Origin of the sequence: Shinella sp. G-2 (genome assembly GCF_050172695.1) — a bacterium.
In the GTDB taxonomy this organism is placed as follows: Bacteria; Pseudomonadota; Alphaproteobacteria; order Rhizobiales; family Rhizobiaceae; genus Shinella.
In genome coordinates, this window is the sequence record NZ_JBBEYH010000005.1 from 47,404 (window position 1) to 65,341 (window position 17,938).

Here is a 17,938-nt window from a genome sequence, read left to right on the forward strand (position 1 = left end):
CTCGAGAACCATGGAAACGTCCTGAACGCGCCGATCTCGTCACCCGCCCCGTCCGCTTCCAGATCGGCCAGGATCGTGGAAGAGCCGCTGCATTCCCATCACATAGAGGCGCGGACGCCGATGCCAAGACCCACCCTGCCTGTGCAGGCCGGGCATTGTGAAAGGGCGACGCTGGAGTTCGTCAGGGAAAGGTGGGAACCGGTTTTCCCGAAAAGACAAACAGAGCATGTCTGGTTCAATCTGAACCTGACATGCTCTCGTGGCGGCATTCAGCGTCCGCCCCTGCAGACGGGGAACGTTCAACCGGCGGAACGGTCCGTCGCTTCCATGTCCTCCCATCTTTCGTCCATGGCATAGGCGGGGGAGAAGAAGGGCACGGCGAAATGGCCGTAGCGGATGGAGAGCTGGCGTTCGGCCGTTTCCTCGTTTTCATGCGCGATGCGGGCGAGATAGACGACCGAGGCAAGTCCGGTCCGGTCCGCGCCCGAGCGGCAATGGATGAGGATCGGGCGCGGCGCATCGCGCAGGACCGCGACAAGGTCCGCCGCCGTCTTCGCGTCGAGGCGCCGGCCGGCATTCAGCGGAAAATCGATCAGGGTCAGGCCGAGCCGTTTTGCGGCGGCGGCTTCGTCCCGGTACCAGGCCGAACCGTCATCCCGCCCCCTCAGATTGAGGACGGTGCGGATCTTGTAGCGCCCGGCATAGGTCGCAAGGTCGGCCGGCGTGGGCTGGTTGGAGCGGTAGGCTTCCCCCGGCACCACGGCGGCGAAATTCCCGGTCATCTGGATCGCCACGAGATAGAGGCCGAGCCCGAGGCCGGCGACGCCGCACACAAATCCCGCCCATTTCAAGAATCGTTTCATGATCGCCGTCCTGCCAGTTGCGTCGGCAGGAAAGTCCTTGCGCCTGACAGGGCGCTGAACGTCGCCCTGGAAAGGGCGGAACCCGGCGCGATTCCGGTGACATGGGAACGCTTGTCTCGTTGATCGCATTGTCCGACGCCGAAGCTATCCCGCTTCGGATGCTTGTCCTGCATGTCGCCTTGTCCGACGCCGAAGCGATTCCGCTTCTGCTCGAAATGCTTGACCCGCTTGTCGCATTGTCCGACGCCGAAGCGACCTCGCTTCGGCTGGAAATGCTTAGCCCTCCTTCGCCTCCACCATCGCCATCAGCGTTTCCAGCCGGTCGGCGTCGGCGGGCAGCTTGTCCTGCCGCAGCCGCGCGATGCGGGGGAAGCGCATGGCGACACCCGACTTGTGGCGGGTGGAGCGGTTGATGCCCTCAAAGGCGACTTCCAGCACGAAGCCATAGCCGGGTTCGGCGCGCACGGCGCGCACCGGGCCGAAGCGCTCGGTCGTGTTGTTGCGCACGAAACGGTCGAGCACCTCGAGTTCGGCATCGGTGAAACCGAAATAGGCTTTACCGACGGGCACCAGCATGTCGCCCTCCGGCCCCGCGGTCCAGACGCCGAAGGTGAAGTCGGAATAGTAGCTGGAGCGTTTGCCGTGGCCGCGCTGGGCATACATCATGACGGCATCGATATTGTACGGATCGCGTTTCCACTTGAACCACGGTCCCTTCATGCGGCCGGCCTGGTAGGGACTGTCCAGCCGCTTGATCATCACACCCTCGATGACGGGGTCGGGCGGCGCGCGGCGGAGCGTTTCCAGTTCCTCCCAGCTGGCAAAGGGCACCAGCGGCGAGAGGTCGAAGCGGTCGTGCGGCGCCTTCTCGATGAGGCCCGCGAGCCGGTCGCGACGGGTGGCGAAGGGTTCAGGGCGGATATCCGCCTCCCCCTCGAACAGCACGTCATAGGCGCGCACGAAGGCGGGATAGTCCTCCAGCATGCGCGCCGTGACGGTCTTGCGGTTGAGGCGCTGCTGGAGGTCCGAGAAGGTGCGCGTGGGGCTGTTCGTGCGCGCCGTGCCACCCACCAGAAGCTCGCCGTCGACCACGCCGGAGAAGTTGATGGCGTCGAGCACATCCGGAAAGGCGGCGGAGATGTCGTCGCCGGAGCGGGAATAGAGGCGCCGCGTCGTGCCCGAGGCGGAGAGCTGCACGCGGATGCCGTCCCATTTCCATTCGGCGGCGAAATCGGCGGGATCGAGCGCATCGAGGTCCCCCTCGCCCACGGGATTGGCCAGCATGACGGAATGGAAGATGGCGGGCGTTGCCAGCACCGGACGCTCCGCCCCGCCCTCCAGCCAGGCGAAAAGCGATTCATAGGGCGGTTGCAGGCCGTGCCACAGGGTCTCGATCTCGGTGACGTCCATGCCGGAGAATTCGGCGAGCGCCTGTTTGGCAAGGCGGGCCGAGACGCCGATGCGTAGCCCGCCGGTCGCCAGCTTGAGGAAGGCGAAGCGGGCGGAGGGATCGAGCCGGTCGAGAAGCTCGCGCACCGCGCCGCGCACCTCCGTGCGGCCGAGCGCGTTCATGCGCGCGACGACCGCACCGAGCCGCGGCTGGTCATTGTCCGGCACGCGCTCCTTGCGCTCCTGGTCCCAGACGAGCGCGATCGTCTCGGCAAGGTCGCCGACATAGTCGTAGGAATAGCGGAACAGCACCTCGTCCATGCGCTCCAGCACCAGTTCACGCAGCAGCGCCGGCTTTACGCTCTTCAGGTCCAGCGTGCCGGCGATGGCGGCAAGGCCATAACCCCGGTCGGGATCGGGCGTGTCGCGGAAATAGTCGGCGAGCAGCTTCAGCTTGCCGTTGCGCGAGGGCGTGAGGACGAGGCGGTCGAGGAGGGTCGCAAAGGCTTTCATGGACGGACGCCCCACGGCCCTGCCGGGCATGTCGCGCCAGCTCCTTGAAAAATGCCGGACCGAAAAAGACCGGAACGACGGATTGCCGGAAAAGCAGGCCACCTGCCGATCTCCCCCCTCGAGGGGGAGATGCCCGGCAGGGCAGAGGGGAAGCGCGCGCGTCCGCTGTGGCGAGGATCGGCCATCGTCAATCTCCCTCGTCCTCGTAACCGACGAGATGCAGCGGCCGGGCCGGCACGCCGGTGAGTTCGCACCAGCGCACCAGCGCCTCCTCGCGGCCATGCGTCACCCAGACTTCGGACGGCGCGAGTTCGCGGATCGTCTCGGTCAGTTCCGGCCAGTCGCAATGGTCGGAGATGACGAGCGGCAGCTCGACGCCGCCCTGCTTGGCGCGCTGGCGCACCATCATCCAGCCGGAGGCGAAGGCGACCAGCGGCTCGTTGAAGCGCCGCGCCCAGCGGTCGGCGAAGGCCGAGGGCGGGCCGACGATGACCGCGCCGCGAAAATCGGCGGGGCTGCTCTTCTCCGTCGTCGCCGGGCGCAGGTCGCCGAGATCGACGCCGCGGCTGACATAATAGGCGCAGAGGGCGGCGAGCGAGCCGTGAATGTAGATCGGCGCGTCGTAGCCGCAGTCCCTCAGAAGACGGATGACGCGCTGCGCCTTGCCGAGCGAATAGGCCCCGACGAGGTGGCTGCGCTCGGGAAACTGTCGGAGCGAGGTGAGCAGCTTGCCCATCTCGCCCTTCGGCGCGGGATGGTGGAAGACCGGCAGGCCGAAGGTCGCCTCGGTGATGAAGACGTCGCAGGGCACCGGCTCGTAGGGCGCGCAGGTCGGATCGGCGCCGCGCTTGTAGTCGCCGGAGGCGACGACGCGCAGGCCCTCCTTCTCGACCGCGATCTGCGCCGAACCGAGCACATGGCCGGCGGGATGGAAGGAGACGGTGGCGCCGCCGAGATCGATGCGCTCACCGAGCGCCGCCGCCTGGCTGGAACCGCAGAAATCCGCGCCGTAGCGGATGGCCATGATATCCAGCGTCTCGCGCGTCGCCAGCACCGCGCCATGGCCGGCGCGGGCATGGTCGGAATGGCCATGGGTGATCAGCGCCCGCGCCACGGGGCGCACGGGGTCGATGTAGAAATCGCCGGCGGGGCAATAGAGGCCGGCGGGCGCGGGATGGAGGAGCTGGTCGGGCTTCATGGCGGGAAAGATAGCGGCTTTCGCGCGCGCTGCCAGGGGGCGAGGCAGGGATGTCTGCGGATGCCCCTCACCCGGGTTCGTCCCGGGGTTCGCCCCTCACCCCGCAGGATTGTCAGGCGATGGCCAGCATGCCGGCGCGCAGCGCGCCCATGTCGATGCCGGCAAGCTGCGTGTCCACCTTCTCATGCGTCTCCTTCCAGACCGGGAAGGCGGATGTCAGCAGACGGCGGCCCTCCGGGGTCAGGCACAGGCGGCGGCCGCGACGGTCGCGCGGATCGGGCTCGATGGCGACGAGGCCGCGGCGTTCGAGCGGCTTGAGGGCGGCGGTGAGCGTCGTACGGTCCATGGCCAGCAGGCTCGCCACCGGCCCCATCGGCGGTGGCTCGGGCCGGTTCAGCGCCATCAGCAGCGAGAACTGGCCGTTGGTGAGGCCGAGCGGGCGCAGCGCATCGTCGAAACGACGGGCGAGCGCCCGTGCCGCGCGCTGCGCCTGCAGGCACAGGCAATTGTCGCGCACGAACAGCGTCGCCTCATAGGGAATCAAGGCTTCATTAGACATAGCTTTACTGTTGATATCAACATACCAATGTCAAGAGCCTTGCCGCCCAAGGATGCGGATTCTCAGAGATTGGGGATACAGAGGATCGCCTGGAGGCCACGCGCGTCGATGGGCTTGCTGAGATAGTAGCCCTGGATCTCGTCGCAGCCGGCCTCGCGCAGGAAGTCGATCTGCTCGCGGGTCTCCACGCCCTCGGCGATGACGCGCAGCTGCAGCGTATGGGCGAGCGAAATGACGGCGCGCGCGATGGCGGCGTCGTCGGTGTCGTTCGGCAGGTCCTTGACGAAGGAGCGGTCGATCTTCAACCGCCCGACGGGGAAGCGCTTGAGGGCGCTGAGGCTGGAATAGCCGGTGCCGAAATCGTCGATGGCGAGGTGCACGCCAAGCTGCGAGAGGCGGTGCATGGTCTCCACCGCCTGCTGCACGTCCTGCATGATCAGGCTTTCGGTCAGTTCCAGCTCGAGATAGCGCGCCTCCAGCCCGCTTTCCTCCAGCGCCGTGGCGACGCGTTCCACCCAGTCCGTTTCCTGGAACTGGCGCGCCGACACGTTGACGCTGACGACAACGGGCGGCAGGCCGGAATCCTGCCAGGCCTTGTTCTGGCGGCAGGCGGCGCGCAACGTCCAGTCGCCGATCGGCCCGATCAGGCCGTTTTCCTCGGCCAGCGGAATGAAATCGCCGGGCGGCACGATGCCGCGCTCGGGATGACGCCAGCGGATCAGCGCTTCGACGGCAAAGATGCGGCCGGTGGAGAGGTCCATCTGCGGCTGGTACTGCAGGAAGAATTCGGAGCGGGCGAGCGCGCGGCGCAGCTCTTCCTGCCGCTCCAGCTTCTCATGCGCCCGGTTGGCAAGCTCCGCGGTGAAGACCTGCATGGCGTCGCGGCCGATCTCCTTGGCGCGGTACATGGCGGTGTCGGCGCGGGCGAGCAGTTCCGTGACGTTGCGGCCGTGTTCGGGATAGGCGGCGACGCCCATGCTGCAGGTGACCTGGAAGGAGCGCCCCTCGATCTCCACGGGCTCGGCGATGGCCTCGCGCACGGCGCTGAGCCGGTCTTCCACGTTCTCGCCCTTGCGCATGGCGCCGTTGATCAGCACGACGAACTCGTCGCCGCCGAGGCGCACGATGCTGTCGCTGGCGCGCACGCAGCGCAGCATGCGCGCGGCGACGATCTTCAGAAGCTCGTCGCCGGCGTGATGGCCGAGGCTGTCATTGACCAGCTTGAAATTGTCGAGGTCGATGAAGGCGAGCGTCATGGTGCCGCCGGCATCGTCCGCCGCCTCGATGGCCGAGGCGACGCGCTCGTCCAGCATGCTGCGGTTCGGCAGGCCCGTCAGCGTGTCATGGTGGGCCATGAACTGGATGCTGTCTTCCGCTTCCTTGCGCTCGATGGCGATGCCGGCGATGTGGATCGCCATGCCGACGAGCTTCATGCATTCGGCGCTCGGCTCGCCGCCGCGGCGCGAATAGAGCGCGAAGCTGCCCATCACCTTGCCCTGGTAGGAGCGGATGGGCGAGGACCAGCAGGCGCGGAACCCGTAGGGCAGGATCAGCGCCTTGAAATTCTCCCAGAGCGGGTCCGTCTCGATATCGGTCACGATGACGGGCTCGCCGCGCCACATGGCCGTGCCGCAGGACCCGAGCGACGGGCCGATCTCCAGTCCGTCGACCAGCTGGCAATAGGCGGGGTCGAGATTGGGCGCGGCCCCGTGCACGATATGCCTGCCGTCGGGTGCGAGCATCAGGATCGAGCCCGTCACATCGGGGATATGCGCCTCGATGAGGAGGATGAGCGAGGAGAAAACCTCGGCGAGCGGCGCGCCGAGCGCGATCATCTTGAGAAGATGCGCCTGGCCGAGATGCAGGCTCTCCTCGCGCTTGCGCTCGGTGATGTCGCGCGCGATGCCGACGATGCCGACCACTTCGCCGGCGGCGTCCCGCACCGGCAGCTTCGAGGAGAGCAGCCATTTCATCCGGCCGTTGGCGTCGCGCACCAGCTCTTCCATGTCGAGCCGGGGGCGGCCGGTGCGGATGATCTCCTGCTCGATGGTGAAGAAGCCGCGCGCCACATGCTCGGGATGGAGGTCGAAGTCGGACAGGCCTTCCATGCCCCCTGTCCCCTCGCGCCTGTTGTCCTTGACGACGGCACGGTTGGCGACGACGAAGCGGCTGTTCCTGTCCTTGAAATAGAGATAGTCCGGCACCTCGTCGATCATGGCTTCGAGCCACATGGTGCGCTCGTTCTGTGCCACCGCCAGCGGGAAGAGCCGCGCCGCCTCGTCCAGCAGGCGCTGGCTGGCGGACATCAGGCGTGCCGTCGCTTCGACGTCGTCGTTGCCAAGGTGGGACAGGTTCGTCGACATGGTTCCCTGCAAATCCAGAACATGCGGAAGGGGACGGCCATATGCCGCCCTTCGCGGACAACCCAAGCTACACCTTGAGTCGTTATCCAAACCTAAAAGAAACGAACGAAATGCCGCCAATCCGGGGTCCGGAAGCGGACAAACGACAACTTTTGCGGGCGCGGGCGTGCTGTCCCGTTCCGGAACAGAACCATCTGGCACGGTTCCTGCTCCAAGGCCGGAAAGGAGTTTTCATGGTTAGCAGACGGTTGTTTCTTTCCGGCCTGGGTCTTGGTGCAAGCGGTCTTGGGGCTAGCGTCGCCGCTTCGGCGCGCGCCGAAACGCAACACCTGCCGATCGTGGATGTCGACCTTCGCGGCAGCATCGACGCCTCGGCGCATGGCGTGCGCCCCGGCGCGGGCGACCGCAAGAGCAAGGCCTTCGCAAAGCTGCTGAAGGACGCGGCGGCCAGCAACACGCCCGTCTTCCTGCCGCCCGGCGACTACGTGATCTCCAACCTCAGCCTGCCCGACAACACGCGGCTGACGGGCGTGCCCGGCGCCACGCGCATCCTCTATGGCGGCGACGGCCATCTCTTCGCCGCCGACGGGGCGAGCCGCATCGAGCTTGCCAATCTCGTCATCGACGGGGCGAACCGCTGGCTCGACGATACGGTCGAGGGCCTCGTGCATCTTTCCAATGTCGCCAATGTCACCATCGAGAACTGCGAGATCCAGGGCTCGTCCAAGTGCGCCATCAGCCTGCAGCGCTCGGGCGGGCGCATCGAGCGCAACCGCCTGTCGGGCGCGGCCGAGCACGCGCTCTATGCCGTCGAGAGCCGCGAACTCTCCATCACCGGCAATCAGGTCTTCGACTGCGGCAATGGCGGCATCCTCGTCCACCGCTGGCAGAAGGGCCGCGACGGCACCATCGTCACCGGCAACCGCATCGCGCGCATCGCCGCGACGCGCGGCGGCACCGGCCAGTATGGCAACGGCATCAACGTCTTCCGCGCCGACGACGTGATGATCACCAACAACCACGTCTCGGGCTGCGCCTTCTCGGCCATCCGCGCCAATGCGGGCTCGAACGTCCAGATCGCCGGCAATACCTGCCTCGACAGCGGCGAGACGGCGATCTATTCCGAATTCGGCTTCACCGGCGCGGTGGTCAACGGCAACCTCGTCGACGGGGCGGCCAACGGCATCCTCATCGTCAATTTCAACGAGGGCGGACGGCTCGCCACGGTGACCGGCAACGTCATCCGCAACCTCCGCCTCGACGGCCCCTATGTGCATGACGGCGCGGGTTTCGGCTTCGGCATCGCGGTGGAGGCCGATACGGTCGTTTCCGGCAACACGGTGGAAAACGCCCCGAAATGGGGGCTGGTGCTCGGCTGGGGACCCTATATGCGCGGCCTCGTCGTCAGCGGCAACCTGGTGCGCGCCTGCCCGGTCGGCTGCGCGGTGAGCGTGGTGGAGGAGGCCGGCGCCGCCCTCATCTCCGGCAATGTCTTTTCCGAAACGCCGGAAGCCGCCATCGCCGGCTATCGCTGGAACGAACGCGTGACGGGCGACCTCGCCACAGAGAGCGCGGCCTATGCGCATCTGACGATCGAACGGAACCGGGCGGGCTGACCCGCCCCGGAATGCGCCTCTCCTTCCTGCCCGAACGGAGAGGCGTCATGGTGGATGGGGGAGCGGCCGCCGGCCGCCCCCTCATCCGCTTCCTTGCAAAGACAACGCCCCGCGCTTATTCTAGCTAGACAGTCTAGCCAGGAGCTGCTCATGGATTGGCAATTGCAGGATGCGAAAAACCAGTTCTCCAAGGTCGTGCAGAAAGCCCGCACAGAGGGACCGCAGGTGGTGACCCTGCGCGGCGAGCAGACGGCCGTGGTGCTGTCCATCGAGGATTACAACGCGCTCAAGGCCGGTCGGCCGAACTTCGTCGACGATCTGCTCGGTGGGCCTGCCTGGGACGCGGACATGGCGCGAGCGGTCGAGGACCGGCCGGAATGGCCGCATCGAGACGTCGCGCTCTGATGTATCTGCTCGACACCAACATCCTGTCCGAGGCCCGGCGCGGCACGCCGCAAGCGGTGAACTGGCTGCGTTCGGCCGACGCGGGCCGGCTTTATCTCAGCGTCATCACGCTGGGCGAAATCATGCGCGGCATCGCGCTGAAGCAGCGCGCCGATCCGCAGGCTGCGGCGCATCTTTCGGCCTGGCTGGGGCGGTTGCGACAGGACCATGCAACCCGGATCCTGCCCGTCACCGACCGGATCGCCGTGGAATGGGGCCGCCTTTCGGCACTCCGCCCCCGCGGCGGGGCGGATGGCCTGATCGCCGCCACCGCCATTGTGCACGAGCTGATCGTCGTCACCCGCAACATCGCGGATTTCGCCGACACAGGCGCCGCCTGCCTCAACCCCTGGGATCTCTAGGTTTGTCAGGGAAAAGCGGGAACCGGTTTTCCCGAAAAGACAACCGAAACAAAAGAATTTAGAGCAATTCCGGTGAACCGGAATTGCTCTCGCCTCTTGTCATTGCTGTCTCAGCCACCATGGCCCTGATGGTCGCCGGAGGCGCCTTCGGCGGGCTTCGCGCCGGGCTTGGCGGATCCGATCTTGAAATCGACGTCGATCTTGCCGGCCTTCTCGAAGGTCAGCGTCGCCTTGAACGTCTCGCCTTCCTTCAGGGGATGCTTGATCTTCATGAACATGACGTGCAGGCCGCCGGACTTCAGCTCGACCTTGGCGCCGGCCGGGATTTCGACGCCATCCGGCAGCTGGCGCATCTTCATCACGTCGTTTTCCATGGCCATTTCATGGATCTGCACGTCGTCGGACACGTCCGGCGCGGCGATGGAGACGAGGCGGTCCGCCTCCGTGCTCTTGTTGGTGATGGTCATGAAGCCGCCGCCGACGGGCTGGCCGGGCAGCGTCGCCTTGGAGGCCGGGTGGTGAATTTCGAGCGCGCCGAGCGTGAAATCATGGGCGAAGGCGGCCGAGGCCGAGAGCGCCAGAACGGCGATGGTTGCGAGCATGCGTTTCATGGGAGTTTCCCTTTCTTGCGGTCTGTTCAGGAGAAGACGCGCCGCAGCGGCGGCACGAAGCGGATGACGACCTGATCGAAGGCGATCATGGCGAGGATGGTGAGGCCCGTCAGCGGGAAAAGCGCACCGAAGACGACGGCGATGCCCCAGAGGCCGAGATAGAGGCGCGTTTCGCGGGGGGCCGGCGGCACGCCGATGCGGCCCTTCGGCCGGCGCTTCCACCACATGACGACGCCCGACACGCTCATGGCGATGACGAGGAGGCAGGTGGAGAGCATGAGCAGCTGGTTGAACAGACCCCATTCCTGCCCCTTGTGAATATTGACGCTCCACTCGATGGCCTTGCCGGTCGCCGGATAATCGCCATAGGCGATATCGACGAGGCGTTCGCCGGAATACTGGTCGATATGGATTGTGCGCTCGTGCTGGAGGTCGGCCGGATAGATCGCGGCGGTGTAGACACCCGTTTCGCCCGCGGGCGGCGAGACCTCGTAGCCGGGCAGCATGCCGGCGGCATCGGCGATCGTCACCGCATTGTCGAGGCCGATCGGCGGAAGGGCCTTTTGGCCATCGACCGGAAGGGTCGATTGCGGCACCGGCGCATTCTCCATCAGCCAGGAGGGCTTGGCGACGACATCGGTGGTGATCAGCATGGAATGCGGCACCCTGTCCCAGAGCTGGGCGGGATAGCCCATGCCGTTCGCCGTCAGCGTCGCATTGAGTTTGGCGCCCCAGAAGCCGCTCCACAGCAGGCCGCTGAAGGCCAGGAACAGGATGACGACGCTGGCGAACAGGCCTGTCACGGCATGCAGGTCACGCCAGAAGACGCGCCTTGCCGGCGTGCCGCGCACCGTCAGGACGCCGCCGGTCTGGTTGCGCGGCCACCACAGATAGAGGCCCGTCAGCACCAGCACGATGGCAAAGCCCGCGACGATCTCGATGATGCGCTCCCAGGACGTGCCGAAATAGTCGAGGCTGTGCAGGTCCTCGACCACCTGGTTGAACTCTTCCTTCGCGCCGACCGTGTCGAGCACGGCGCCGTCATAGGGATCGACGAAGACCAGCACATTGCCGGCCTCGGTGGACACCGTCACGCGGGCGGAGCGGTCCGCCCCGGCCGGCGTGCGGTAGGAGGCGAGCGCCGAGCCCGGCACCGCCGCGACGGCCCTTTCCACCAGGGCGGAGGGCGGCAGGGCCTGGTCGCCCACCGTCACGTAATTGCGATAGCGGAAGAGGCTGGCGTCGATTTCGTCGTTGAAGAGGTAGAGCCCGCCGGTGATGGCGAGACTGATCATGAAGGGCACGGCCAGCAGGCCGGCGAAGAAATGCCAGCGCCAGATGGCGCGGTAGAGGCGCTGGGCCAGCGCGGACGGTTCGGCGGCGGCGGCGGCCGGCGCGTCTGAAATCACGGACATGGGAAAGGGTCCTGTCGGTCTGAAATCGAGGCGCACGCCGGAAAACGGCGCGCGGGCGAAAGATCAGGCGGACAGGAAGGGGGGCGCGCGCGGCGGCGCGGCGGGGCGGTCGCGCCGGGAGGCGAGCGCCTCCTCGACGAGCGGCAGGGGAGAGACGTGGCGGAAGGCGAGAACAGCGCCGTCGAGATCGGCCGGCGCGGGCAGCAGCATGGCGCCGGCGATGCGGCAGGCCTCGCACTTGACGGGCGCGACGTGCTTGGCCTTGCCGTCGACCATGTCGTTGAGGCAGAGGTCCGCGATCGTGCCGTCGGGCAGCACATATTGGGCAAGCTCGAAGGCATCCGGCTGGTTGGCGACAGCGGGGCGGTGGGCGAAACCGACGAACAGCAGGGCGACCGCGCAGAGAATGCGCAGGCAAGCGGCCCAGCGTGTCATGCCTCGTGTCATCGTTCGTCCCCATCCGCCTTTTGCGGACAATCACCCGTAGGACCATGCCGGCGTCAGGTCAATGCGGCAAAACGGGCTCCATCAGCACAATTGATGGATCGATCGGGCGCATCCCCTACCACCGGACCCGGCCGCCGCCTATGGTGCCGGCGCTCCGCATCCTTTCGCCTTCGATAGCAGCGATGGGGGCGCGGCTGTTTGTTCTGCATCAAGCCCGGGCAAGACGGGCAGGAGGATCCATGCTCACCATCTACGGCGTCTACCGCTCCCGCGCTTCCCGCAACTACTGGCTGGCCGGCGAACTCGGCCTGCCCTTCGCCTGCGTGCCGGTCATCCAGGCCTACAGGCTGGAGGATGCGCAGGCGGCGGATGCGCCGCTCAACACGCAGTCGCCGGAGTTTCTCGCCGTCAACCCGACGGGCCTCATCCCCTGCATCGACGACGGCGGCTTCGTGATGACCGAATCGCTGGCGATCAACCTCTATCTCGCCCGCAAGCATGGCGGCCCCCTCTCCGGCCAGACCATCACGGAAGAGGCCGAGATGCTGCAATGGACGATGTGGGCGGCGACCGAGGTGGAGCCGCATTCCGTCAAGATCATCATGCTGCGCGACCCGGCCGTCCTCGCGAGCGAACAGGGGCGCATGACCATCCGCGCCGCCAACAAGGCGCTGAAGAAGTGCTTCGAACGGTTCGACGCGCATCTGGCCGCCACCGGCCATGTCGTCGGCGACCGCTTCACCGTCGCCGACCTCAACCTTGCCGAGGTCTTCCGCTATGCCATGAGCCAGACGGCGCTGTTCGACGCGGCGCCCAACGTCAAGGCCTGGCTGGAACGCTGCCAGGCGCGCCCCGCCTTCAAGGCGATGATGGAAGCGCGCTCGGGCGAGCCGGAATAACGGCGCCGGCAAAGCTGTCCATGTCCTCGGCGATGGCCGCCCGCAGCCATTGCTTGAAGAGCGCGACCTTGCGCGGCTCCGGCGTGTCCGGGGCCGTGACGAAATAATAGCCCATGCCGGTTTCCACCCGGATGGGCACCGGCGCGACCAGCCGGCCCTCCTTCAGCGCCCAGGAGGCGAGCACCGGCCAGGCAAGCAGCACGCCCTGCCCCGCCAGCGCCGCATCGAGGCAGAGCGAGGCATCGGAAAAGACGTGCCGGGCCCTGGGCGCCGGCACGTCGAGGCCCGCCGCCTTCAGCCAGTGCTCCCAGGTGAAGGCATCGTTGCCGTCGACGACCGCGGGCTGGTCGGCAAGGTCCTGCGGCGTCCGGATCTTTTCCGCCAGCGCCGGCGCGCAGACCGGGAACATGACCTGCGGGATCAGATACTCCGCCGCCACATCCGCCCAGCCGCCGGGGCCGACGCGGATGCCGAGATCGACATCGGACCGCGCCAGATCCACCAGCGTCGTCGTCGCCTCGATGCGCAGGCCGATATCGGGGTGCGCGGCGCTGAAGCGGTCGATGCGGTGGATGAGCCAGCGCGAGGCGAAGATCGGCGCGACGGAGATCGTCAGGATCGCATCGTCGCGGCGCTGCGTGGTGGCGACGGCCTCGGAAAGCTGGCGGAAGCCGGCGGAAAGGCGGGCGAGGAACGGCGCGCTCGACCCCGTCTCGCGCAGGCCCCGCGCGGTGCGCTCGAAGATCGTCCGGCCAAGCTGCTCCTCCGCCTTGATGACCTGCTGGCTGACCGCGCCGACGGTGACGCCAAGCTCCTCGGCGGCCGCCTGCAGGGAACCGAGCCGCCCCACCGCCTCCAGCGCGCGGAGCCCGTTCAGATGCACCCGATTGAGGTTCTTCATATAGATTTCCTATAGCCGTCGCCTGAACTACTCGATTGCGGAAAGGGCGGTTCGGCGCGATTATCAGGCATCGTCAATCGTAACGAAGCGGAAGGAGAAGGCAATGTTCAAGATTTTCTCCAGGCTGGCCACTCTTTTGCAGGCCGAAGCGGAGGCCGGGGACGCACCCGTCTGGATGCGCGATCCGCTGTCCCATCCCGATATCGAGGCGATGGATGCCCGCGCGCTCGGCGACCTGCCCTTCGGCCTGTTCCGCAGCCCCGCTCTTTGCGCCGATGCCGCCCCCGACGGCTGCCGCCCGGCCTGATCCTCCCAATGCCCGCCTTCCCGATGCCCGCCTTCCCGATGTAAGCTCGTCGGGGAGGAGGCTCCTTCATGGCTGACGACGATATCGACGCACTGCTCCTGCGCCTGCAGCGCCTTGCCGGCGACCTTGCGGGCGTGGAGACCGGCACGTCCTACGGCACGCCGGCCCTGAAGGTAGCGGGAAAACTGCTGGTGCGCATCAAGGATGCCGGGACGCTGGTGCTGACGGCGGCGCTGGACGAGAAGGAGCGCCTGATCGAGATGGCGCCGGAGATCTACTACGAGACCGATCACTACAGGGGCTGGCCGGCGCTGCTGGTGCGCGCAGACGCCATCGGCGACGACGAATTGCAGCACCGCCTTGCCGAGGCATGGCAGGCCCGCGCGCCGGCGAAACTGCGCAAGCGGCGCGATTGACGGCGAGGCGTGACCTCCGGGGTCCCTTGGTGACCCTCCTGATGGCTTCTCCCCGCGACCGGGGAGAAGCGAAGATGCGGAAAGGCGATCAGCCGCCCGACTGGTCCATATGCATGAATTCCCAGACATTGCCGCTGATATCCTGGAAGGAGCAGCCATACATGGGGCCGAACTCCATGTTCGGCTTCCATTCGCGCCCGCCCGCGGCCAGCGCCTTGGCCTTCATGTCGTCGACCTCCTGGCGGCTCGTGGCGGAGAAGCAGGTGAGCGCCTGCGTCTGCTGTTCGGGATCGCCGACCTTGCCGGTGACGAACTGCGCGAACTTCTCCTCCGTCAGGTGCATGACGAAGATGTTCTCGTCCACCACCATGCAGGCGGCGGTGTCGTCGCTGAACTGCTCGTTGAAGGTGAAGCCGAGCGCGCCGAAGAAGCGGCGGGTGGCCGGCAGGTCCTTGACGGGAAGGTTGACGAAGATCATGCGCATGGAAGTCTCCTGGTTCTCGTTGGCGATGCGGGTTTTCCCGATCATGCCACAAGGACGCGACAGAACGTCCCGTCCCGACATCGCCGACGAAAAAATCATGCGGCCGCCACGCAGCCCGGCACATCCTCCAGCCGGTGCCAGACCGGAATGCCCCGCTCGCGGGCGATGCGCACGTCGTTGTCCGCGCCGCTGGAATCGCCCGGCAGCCGCAGCACGCCCTCGCAGAGCGCCAGAAGGCGATGGGCGACCGGATAGAAGATCTCCTCGTGCAGCGCGTCGCCGATCGTCTTTCCGCCCGCCGCATGCCAGACGGGCAGCGCCACCCATTCGCCGATCATCGGCACGTGGCCGGCCTTGAACAGCGCATAGGACGGCGCCTCCAGCCGCTTCAGGTTCTCCGCCATTTTCACGGGGTCGTCCCCGGTGCCCGAGCGATAGGGGCCGGCAATCAGGATCAACATGTCTTTTACTCCATACAGTTGCACGAAATATCCGGATTATTCTGGATATTTCACGATTATTCGTGTAGTTTCGTGCAGAGTCAAGACGGAGCCCGTTCATGCTGACCAGCCAGAGAAAAGCCCTCATCACCCAGCGCCTCACTCGCGACGGCGAAATCGTCGCCAAGACGCTGGCGGGTGAACTGGACCTGTCGGAGGACACGATCCGGCGGGATCTGCGGGAAATGGCGGCGGAGGGGCTGTTGAAGCGGGTGCATGGCGGCGCGCTGCCATTGTCGCCGCCGCTGCCGGACTTTGCCGCGCGCCAGACGCTGGCGACCGACGAGAAGGCGGCGCTCGGCGCCCGCGCGGCGGCGATGATCGAGCCGGGACAGGTGGTCTTCCTCGACGGCGGCACGACGACGGCGGCGCTTGCCCGCGCCCTGCCGCGCGGCTTTGCCTTCACCGTCGTCACGCACAGCCCGACGATCGCCTGCGAACTCGAGCGCCACCCCACCGCCGAGGTCGTGCTGGTCGGCGGCCGGCTCTACAAGCATTCCATGGTGACGGGCGGCGCGATGGCGCTGGACGCCATCGCCGGTCTCAAGGCCGATCTCTATTTCATGGGCGTGACGGCCGCCCATCCGACGCACGGCCTTTCGACCGGCGACATGGAAGAGGCCGCCACGAAGCGCGCCATCGCCGGCAATGCCGCCGTGACCTGGGTGCTGCTGACCGCCGAAAAGCTCGGCCGCGCCTCCCCCTGGAAAATCCTGCCGCTGGCCGCCGCCGCCGGCCTCATCGTGCCGAAGGGGCTGCCGACGGAGACGCTCGCGCCCTATCGGGAGCTCGGCATCGACATCGTCGAGGCGTGATCAGGCCGTCAGCACGTCCGTCACCCTGACATCGCCGACATGGATGCCGTTCCAGTTGGACATGGAGCGGTTGGCCTGGGCGAGCAGCGCGGCGTGAAGGTCCGGCTCGTCGGCGAAGAAGCGGGCGAGCGTCGCGGCCACCATGCTTTCGGCGGCGCGGGTGGTGCCGTCCTCGCATTTCAGCGCGATGGCGATGCCTTTTTCCGGAATGGCGGCGCAGAAGACGCCCTCGGCGCCGGTCTTGGCGAAGATGCGGCCGGGCGCGGTCTTCATCAGGCGCGTGCAGGCGCGCTTGGTGCCGGCGACGAAGAAGGGCTCGGCCATGCAGGCATCGATCAGGCGGCGCGCGGCTTTCGCGCGTTCGGGCGCAAGGCCGGTGCCCGTCGCCATCTTCGCAAAACCGTGGGCAAGGCTCTTCAGCGGCATCGCATAGGTCGGGATGGAGCAGCCGTCGACGCCGCAATTGTCCACCGCCAGCGCCGCCCCCGTCAGGCTTTCCATGACGCCGCGGATTTCGGCCTGCACGGGATGTTCGTAGCGCACATAGCCCTTGAGGCCCGTGCCGGCGTGGCAGGCGGTGCAGACGAAGCCGGCATGTTTGCCCGAGCAATTGTTGTGCAGCGCGCCGGGCTGGTCGAGACTGCGCGCCTGGCGGATCAGCACGGGCTGGTCGAAGGACCAGTGGGCGCCGCATTCCAGCACGCTCTCGTCGACACCGGCGGCGGCCAGCATGTCTCCGGCAAGGCGGACATGCTCCGGCTCGCCGCTATGGGAGGAACAGGCGAGCGCCAGTTCCTTCGCGCCGAAGCCATAGGCATCGGCCGCGCCGCCTTCGACCAGCGGCAGGCCCTGCATGGCCTTGCAGGCAGAGCGCGGGAAGACGCTCGCCTCGATATCTCCTTGCGAAAACACCACCGTGCCGTCGCCATCGACCGCGACGACCATGCCGCGATGGCGGCTTTCCACGAGATTGCCACGGGTGACTTCGACAAGGACGGGGTTTGCCATGATCATGCCCTCAAATTTCCGCGTTCCGCTGCGGTATTATCCGGAATTCGCGCGCCTGCCCACTCGGTTTCGGAGAGCCCCCCGCATGAAATTGCTGCGGAACGTCCTTGTCCTCTTCCTCGTGCTCTATCTCATGCCGGCGCTCGCCTCGGCGGGCTACTGGTACATCAAGGACCGCCCGGCAAACTGGCGGGAGGCCGACTGGTCTTCCGCCGGCATCCTGCCGAAGCCGAAGGACATGCCGCAGGCGACGATCCACATCTTCTCCGCCGCGACCGGCGGCATGAAGGGCGCGGTGGCGAGCCACGCCTGGATCGTCACCAAGGAGGCGAACGCGCTCGCCTATAACCGCTACGACAAGGTGGGCTGGGGCAAGCCGGTGCGCCGCAACGCCTATGCGCCCGACGCCTACTGGTATTCCAACACGCCGCGCGTGGTGGTGAGCGTCAGCGGCGAGCAGGCGGCCCGGCTGATCCCGAAGATCGAGAAGGCCATCGCCGCCTATCCCTATGCCACGCCCGGCGCCTACCGCATCTGGCCGGGGCCGAACTCCAACACCTTCGTCGCCCATGTGCTGCGCTCCGTGCCGGAACTCGGCGTCGTGCTGCCGCCCGACGCGGTGGGCCGCGACTACCTGCCGGACGGCAGGCTCTTCGCCCTGGACCCCGACGGCAAGGACGTGCATGCCACGCTCTACGGCCTGCTCGGCGTTTCCGCCGGGCTGCGCTCCGGGCTGGAACTGCACATCATGGGCCTCGTCGCCGGCGTCGACTTCCAGCGACCGGCGATCAAGATACCCGCCATCGGGCGGATCGGCATCTGAGGCTG

General features: G+C 67.0%; 20 protein-coding genes. 8 read left to right on the forward strand and 12 right to left on the reverse strand.

The window, feature by feature from the left end; all coding sequences use genetic code 11:
• Positions 1-299: 299 nt before the first annotated feature.
• The 5 genes from V8U06_RS10990 to V8U06_RS11010 all read right to left on the reverse strand — a co-directional run bounded on the left by V8U06_RS10990 (position 300) and on the right by V8U06_RS11010 (position 6,885).
• The gene (locus V8U06_RS10990; protein ID WP_427140657.1) at positions 300-863 is read right to left on the reverse strand and encodes a dual specificity protein phosphatase family protein; all 564 of its coding nucleotides are present in this window, start codon (positions 861-863) and stop codon (positions 300-302) included.
• A 276-nt stretch (positions 864-1,139) separates the two neighbouring features.
• Positions 1,140-2,765, reverse strand: a complete 1,626-nt coding sequence (locus V8U06_RS10995; protein ID WP_427140844.1) for a cisplatin damage response ATP-dependent DNA ligase — start codon at positions 2,763-2,765, stop codon at positions 1,140-1,142.
• Between the two features lie 187 nt (positions 2,766-2,952).
• On the reverse strand, positions 2,953-3,963 hold the full coding sequence (locus V8U06_RS11000) for a ligase-associated DNA damage response exonuclease (RefSeq protein WP_427140658.1): 1,011 nt from the start codon (positions 3,961-3,963) through the stop codon (positions 2,953-2,955).
• Between the two features lie 112 nt (positions 3,964-4,075).
• A complete protein-coding gene (locus V8U06_RS11005; protein ID WP_427140659.1) occupies positions 4,076-4,522 on the reverse strand; it encodes a MarR family winged helix-turn-helix transcriptional regulator in 447 nt (148 codons plus the stop codon).
• A 62-nt stretch (positions 4,523-4,584) separates the two neighbouring features.
• Complete coding sequence (locus V8U06_RS11010) at positions 4,585-6,885, reverse strand: putative bifunctional diguanylate cyclase/phosphodiesterase (protein WP_427140660.1); 2,301 nt, start codon at positions 6,883-6,885, stop codon at positions 4,585-4,587.
• 233 nt (positions 6,886-7,118) lie between these two features.
• On the opposite strand from V8U06_RS11010, the gene V8U06_RS11015 reads away from it, so the two are divergent.
• From V8U06_RS11015 to V8U06_RS11025, 3 genes are all read left to right on the forward strand, one after another.
• Positions 7,119-8,501 carry a TIGR03808 family TAT-translocated repetitive protein gene (locus V8U06_RS11015; protein WP_427140661.1) on the forward strand — a complete coding sequence of 461 codons (1,383 nt, stop codon included), beginning with the start codon at positions 7,119-7,121 and terminating at the stop codon, positions 8,499-8,501.
• A 150-nt stretch (positions 8,502-8,651) separates the two neighbouring features.
• A complete protein-coding gene (locus V8U06_RS11020) occupies positions 8,652-8,906 on the forward strand; it encodes a type II toxin-antitoxin system Phd/YefM family antitoxin (RefSeq protein ID WP_427140662.1) in 255 nt (84 codons plus the stop codon).
• Positions 8,906-9,307, forward strand: a complete 402-nt coding sequence (locus tag V8U06_RS11025; RefSeq protein WP_427140845.1) for a type II toxin-antitoxin system VapC family toxin — start codon at positions 8,906-8,908, stop codon at positions 9,305-9,307. The genes V8U06_RS11020 and V8U06_RS11025 overlap by 1 nt, the downstream gene beginning before the upstream one ends.
• A gap of 110 nt (positions 9,308-9,417) precedes the next feature.
• Here V8U06_RS11025 and V8U06_RS11030 read toward each other — a convergent pair whose 3' ends face one another.
• The 3 genes from V8U06_RS11030 to V8U06_RS11040 form a co-directional block, all read right to left on the reverse strand.
• On the reverse strand, positions 9,418-9,918 hold the full coding sequence (locus V8U06_RS11030) for a copper chaperone PCu(A)C (RefSeq protein ID WP_427140663.1): 501 nt from the start codon (positions 9,916-9,918) through the stop codon (positions 9,418-9,420).
• A gap of 26 nt (positions 9,919-9,944) precedes the next feature.
• A complete protein-coding gene (locus V8U06_RS11035; RefSeq protein WP_427140846.1) occupies positions 9,945-11,324 on the reverse strand; it encodes a PepSY-associated TM helix domain-containing protein in 1,380 nt (459 codons plus the stop codon).
• A gap of 72 nt (positions 11,325-11,396) precedes the next feature.
• Positions 11,397-11,768, reverse strand: a complete 372-nt coding sequence (locus tag V8U06_RS11040; RefSeq protein WP_427140664.1) for a hypothetical protein — start codon at positions 11,766-11,768, stop codon at positions 11,397-11,399.
• Positions 11,769-12,019: 251 nt separating this feature from the next.
• On the opposite strand from V8U06_RS11040, the gene V8U06_RS11045 reads away from it, so the two are divergent.
• Positions 12,020-12,679 carry a glutathione S-transferase family protein gene (locus V8U06_RS11045; protein WP_427140665.1) on the forward strand — a complete coding sequence of 220 codons (660 nt, stop codon included), beginning with the start codon at positions 12,020-12,022 and terminating at the stop codon, positions 12,677-12,679.
• Here the strand turns inward: V8U06_RS11045 and V8U06_RS11050 are convergent.
• Positions 12,639-13,580, reverse strand: a complete 942-nt coding sequence (locus tag V8U06_RS11050; protein ID WP_427140666.1) for a LysR substrate-binding domain-containing protein — start codon at positions 13,578-13,580, stop codon at positions 12,639-12,641. The two genes, V8U06_RS11045 and V8U06_RS11050, sit on opposite strands and share 41 nt — an antisense overlap.
• Before the next feature lie 103 nt (positions 13,581-13,683).
• On the opposite strand from V8U06_RS11050, the gene V8U06_RS11055 reads away from it, so the two are divergent.
• Positions 13,684-13,887, forward strand: coding sequence for a hypothetical protein (locus V8U06_RS11055; protein ID WP_427140667.1), 204 nt, complete (start codon positions 13,684-13,686; stop codon positions 13,885-13,887).
• A 68-nt stretch (positions 13,888-13,955) separates the two neighbouring features.
• Entirely contained in the window at positions 13,956-14,303 is a 348-nt protein-coding gene (locus V8U06_RS11060; RefSeq protein WP_427140668.1) for an MmcQ/YjbR family DNA-binding protein, read from the forward strand.
• A gap of 88 nt (positions 14,304-14,391) precedes the next feature.
• On the opposite strand, the gene V8U06_RS11065 is transcribed toward V8U06_RS11060, so the two are convergent.
• Together V8U06_RS11065 and V8U06_RS11070 are read right to left on the reverse strand one after the other, a co-directional pair.
• Entirely contained in the window at positions 14,392-14,787 is a 396-nt protein-coding gene (locus tag V8U06_RS11065; protein WP_427140669.1) for a VOC family protein, read from the reverse strand.
• A 95-nt stretch (positions 14,788-14,882) separates the two neighbouring features.
• Positions 14,883-15,248, reverse strand: coding sequence for a DUF4406 domain-containing protein (locus V8U06_RS11070; RefSeq protein WP_427140670.1), 366 nt, complete (start codon positions 15,246-15,248; stop codon positions 14,883-14,885).
• A 98-nt stretch (positions 15,249-15,346) separates the two neighbouring features.
• Between V8U06_RS11070 and V8U06_RS11075 the strand changes: the two genes are divergently transcribed.
• A complete protein-coding gene (locus V8U06_RS11075; protein WP_427140671.1) occupies positions 15,347-16,102 on the forward strand; it encodes a DeoR/GlpR family DNA-binding transcription regulator in 756 nt (251 codons plus the stop codon).
• Here V8U06_RS11075 and V8U06_RS11080 read toward each other — a convergent pair whose 3' ends face one another.
• Positions 16,103-17,110 carry an asparaginase gene (locus V8U06_RS11080; RefSeq protein WP_427140672.1) on the reverse strand — a complete coding sequence of 336 codons (1,008 nt, stop codon included), beginning with the start codon at positions 17,108-17,110 and terminating at the stop codon, positions 16,103-16,105. It lies immediately after the preceding gene.
• Positions 17,111-17,195: 85 nt separating this feature from the next.
• On the opposite strand from V8U06_RS11080, the gene V8U06_RS11085 reads away from it, so the two are divergent.
• Positions 17,196-17,933, forward strand: a complete 738-nt coding sequence (locus tag V8U06_RS11085; RefSeq protein ID WP_427140673.1) for a DUF3750 domain-containing protein — start codon at positions 17,196-17,198, stop codon at positions 17,931-17,933.
• Positions 17,934-17,938 lie beyond the last annotated feature (5 nt).

What these genes read in the sequence shown, in the direction of transcription:
- V8U06_RS10990 (WP_427140657.1), bottom strand. Translation starts at nt 863, where the DNA reads ATGAAACGATTCTTGAAATGGGCGGGATTTGTGTGCGGCGTCGCCGGC.
- V8U06_RS10995 (WP_427140844.1), bottom strand. Translation starts at nt 2,765, where the DNA reads ATGAAAGCCTTTGCGACCCTCCTCGACCGCCTCGTCCTCACGCCCTCG.
- V8U06_RS11000 (WP_427140658.1), bottom strand. Translation starts at nt 3,963, where the DNA reads ATGAAGCCCGACCAGCTCCTCCATCCCGCGCCCGCCGGCCTCTATTGC.
- V8U06_RS11005 (WP_427140659.1), bottom strand. Translation starts at nt 4,522, where the DNA reads ATGTCTAATGAAGCCTTGATTCCCTATGAGGCGACGCTGTTCGTGCGC.
- V8U06_RS11010 (WP_427140660.1), bottom strand. Translation starts at nt 6,885, where the DNA reads ATGTCGACGAACCTGTCCCACCTTGGCAACGACGACGTCGAAGCGACG.
- V8U06_RS11015 (WP_427140661.1), top strand. Translation starts at nt 7,119, where the DNA reads ATGGTTAGCAGACGGTTGTTTCTTTCCGGCCTGGGTCTTGGTGCAAGC.
- V8U06_RS11020 (WP_427140662.1), top strand. Translation starts at nt 8,652, where the DNA reads ATGGATTGGCAATTGCAGGATGCGAAAAACCAGTTCTCCAAGGTCGTG.
- V8U06_RS11025 (WP_427140845.1), top strand. Translation starts at nt 8,906, where the DNA reads ATGTATCTGCTCGACACCAACATCCTGTCCGAGGCCCGGCGCGGCACG.
- V8U06_RS11030 (WP_427140663.1), bottom strand. Translation starts at nt 9,918, where the DNA reads ATGAAACGCATGCTCGCAACCATCGCCGTTCTGGCGCTCTCGGCCTCG.
- V8U06_RS11040 (WP_427140664.1), bottom strand. Translation starts at nt 11,768, where the DNA reads ATGACACGCTGGGCCGCTTGCCTGCGCATTCTCTGCGCGGTCGCCCTG.
- V8U06_RS11045 (WP_427140665.1), top strand. Translation starts at nt 12,020, where the DNA reads ATGCTCACCATCTACGGCGTCTACCGCTCCCGCGCTTCCCGCAACTAC.
- V8U06_RS11050 (WP_427140666.1), bottom strand. Translation starts at nt 13,580, where the DNA reads ATGAAGAACCTCAATCGGGTGCATCTGAACGGGCTCCGCGCGCTGGAG.
- V8U06_RS11055 (WP_427140667.1), top strand. Translation starts at nt 13,684, where the DNA reads ATGTTCAAGATTTTCTCCAGGCTGGCCACTCTTTTGCAGGCCGAAGCG.
- V8U06_RS11060 (WP_427140668.1), top strand. Translation starts at nt 13,956, where the DNA reads ATGGCTGACGACGATATCGACGCACTGCTCCTGCGCCTGCAGCGCCTT.
- V8U06_RS11065 (WP_427140669.1), bottom strand. Translation starts at nt 14,787, where the DNA reads ATGCGCATGATCTTCGTCAACCTTCCCGTCAAGGACCTGCCGGCCACC.
- V8U06_RS11070 (WP_427140670.1), bottom strand. Translation starts at nt 15,248, where the DNA reads ATGTTGATCCTGATTGCCGGCCCCTATCGCTCGGGCACCGGGGACGAC.
- V8U06_RS11075 (WP_427140671.1), top strand. Translation starts at nt 15,347, where the DNA reads ATGCTGACCAGCCAGAGAAAAGCCCTCATCACCCAGCGCCTCACTCGC.
- V8U06_RS11080 (WP_427140672.1), bottom strand. Translation starts at nt 17,110, where the DNA reads ATGGCAAACCCCGTCCTTGTCGAAGTCACCCGTGGCAATCTCGTGGAA.
- V8U06_RS11085 (WP_427140673.1), top strand. Translation starts at nt 17,196, where the DNA reads ATGAAATTGCTGCGGAACGTCCTTGTCCTCTTCCTCGTGCTCTATCTC.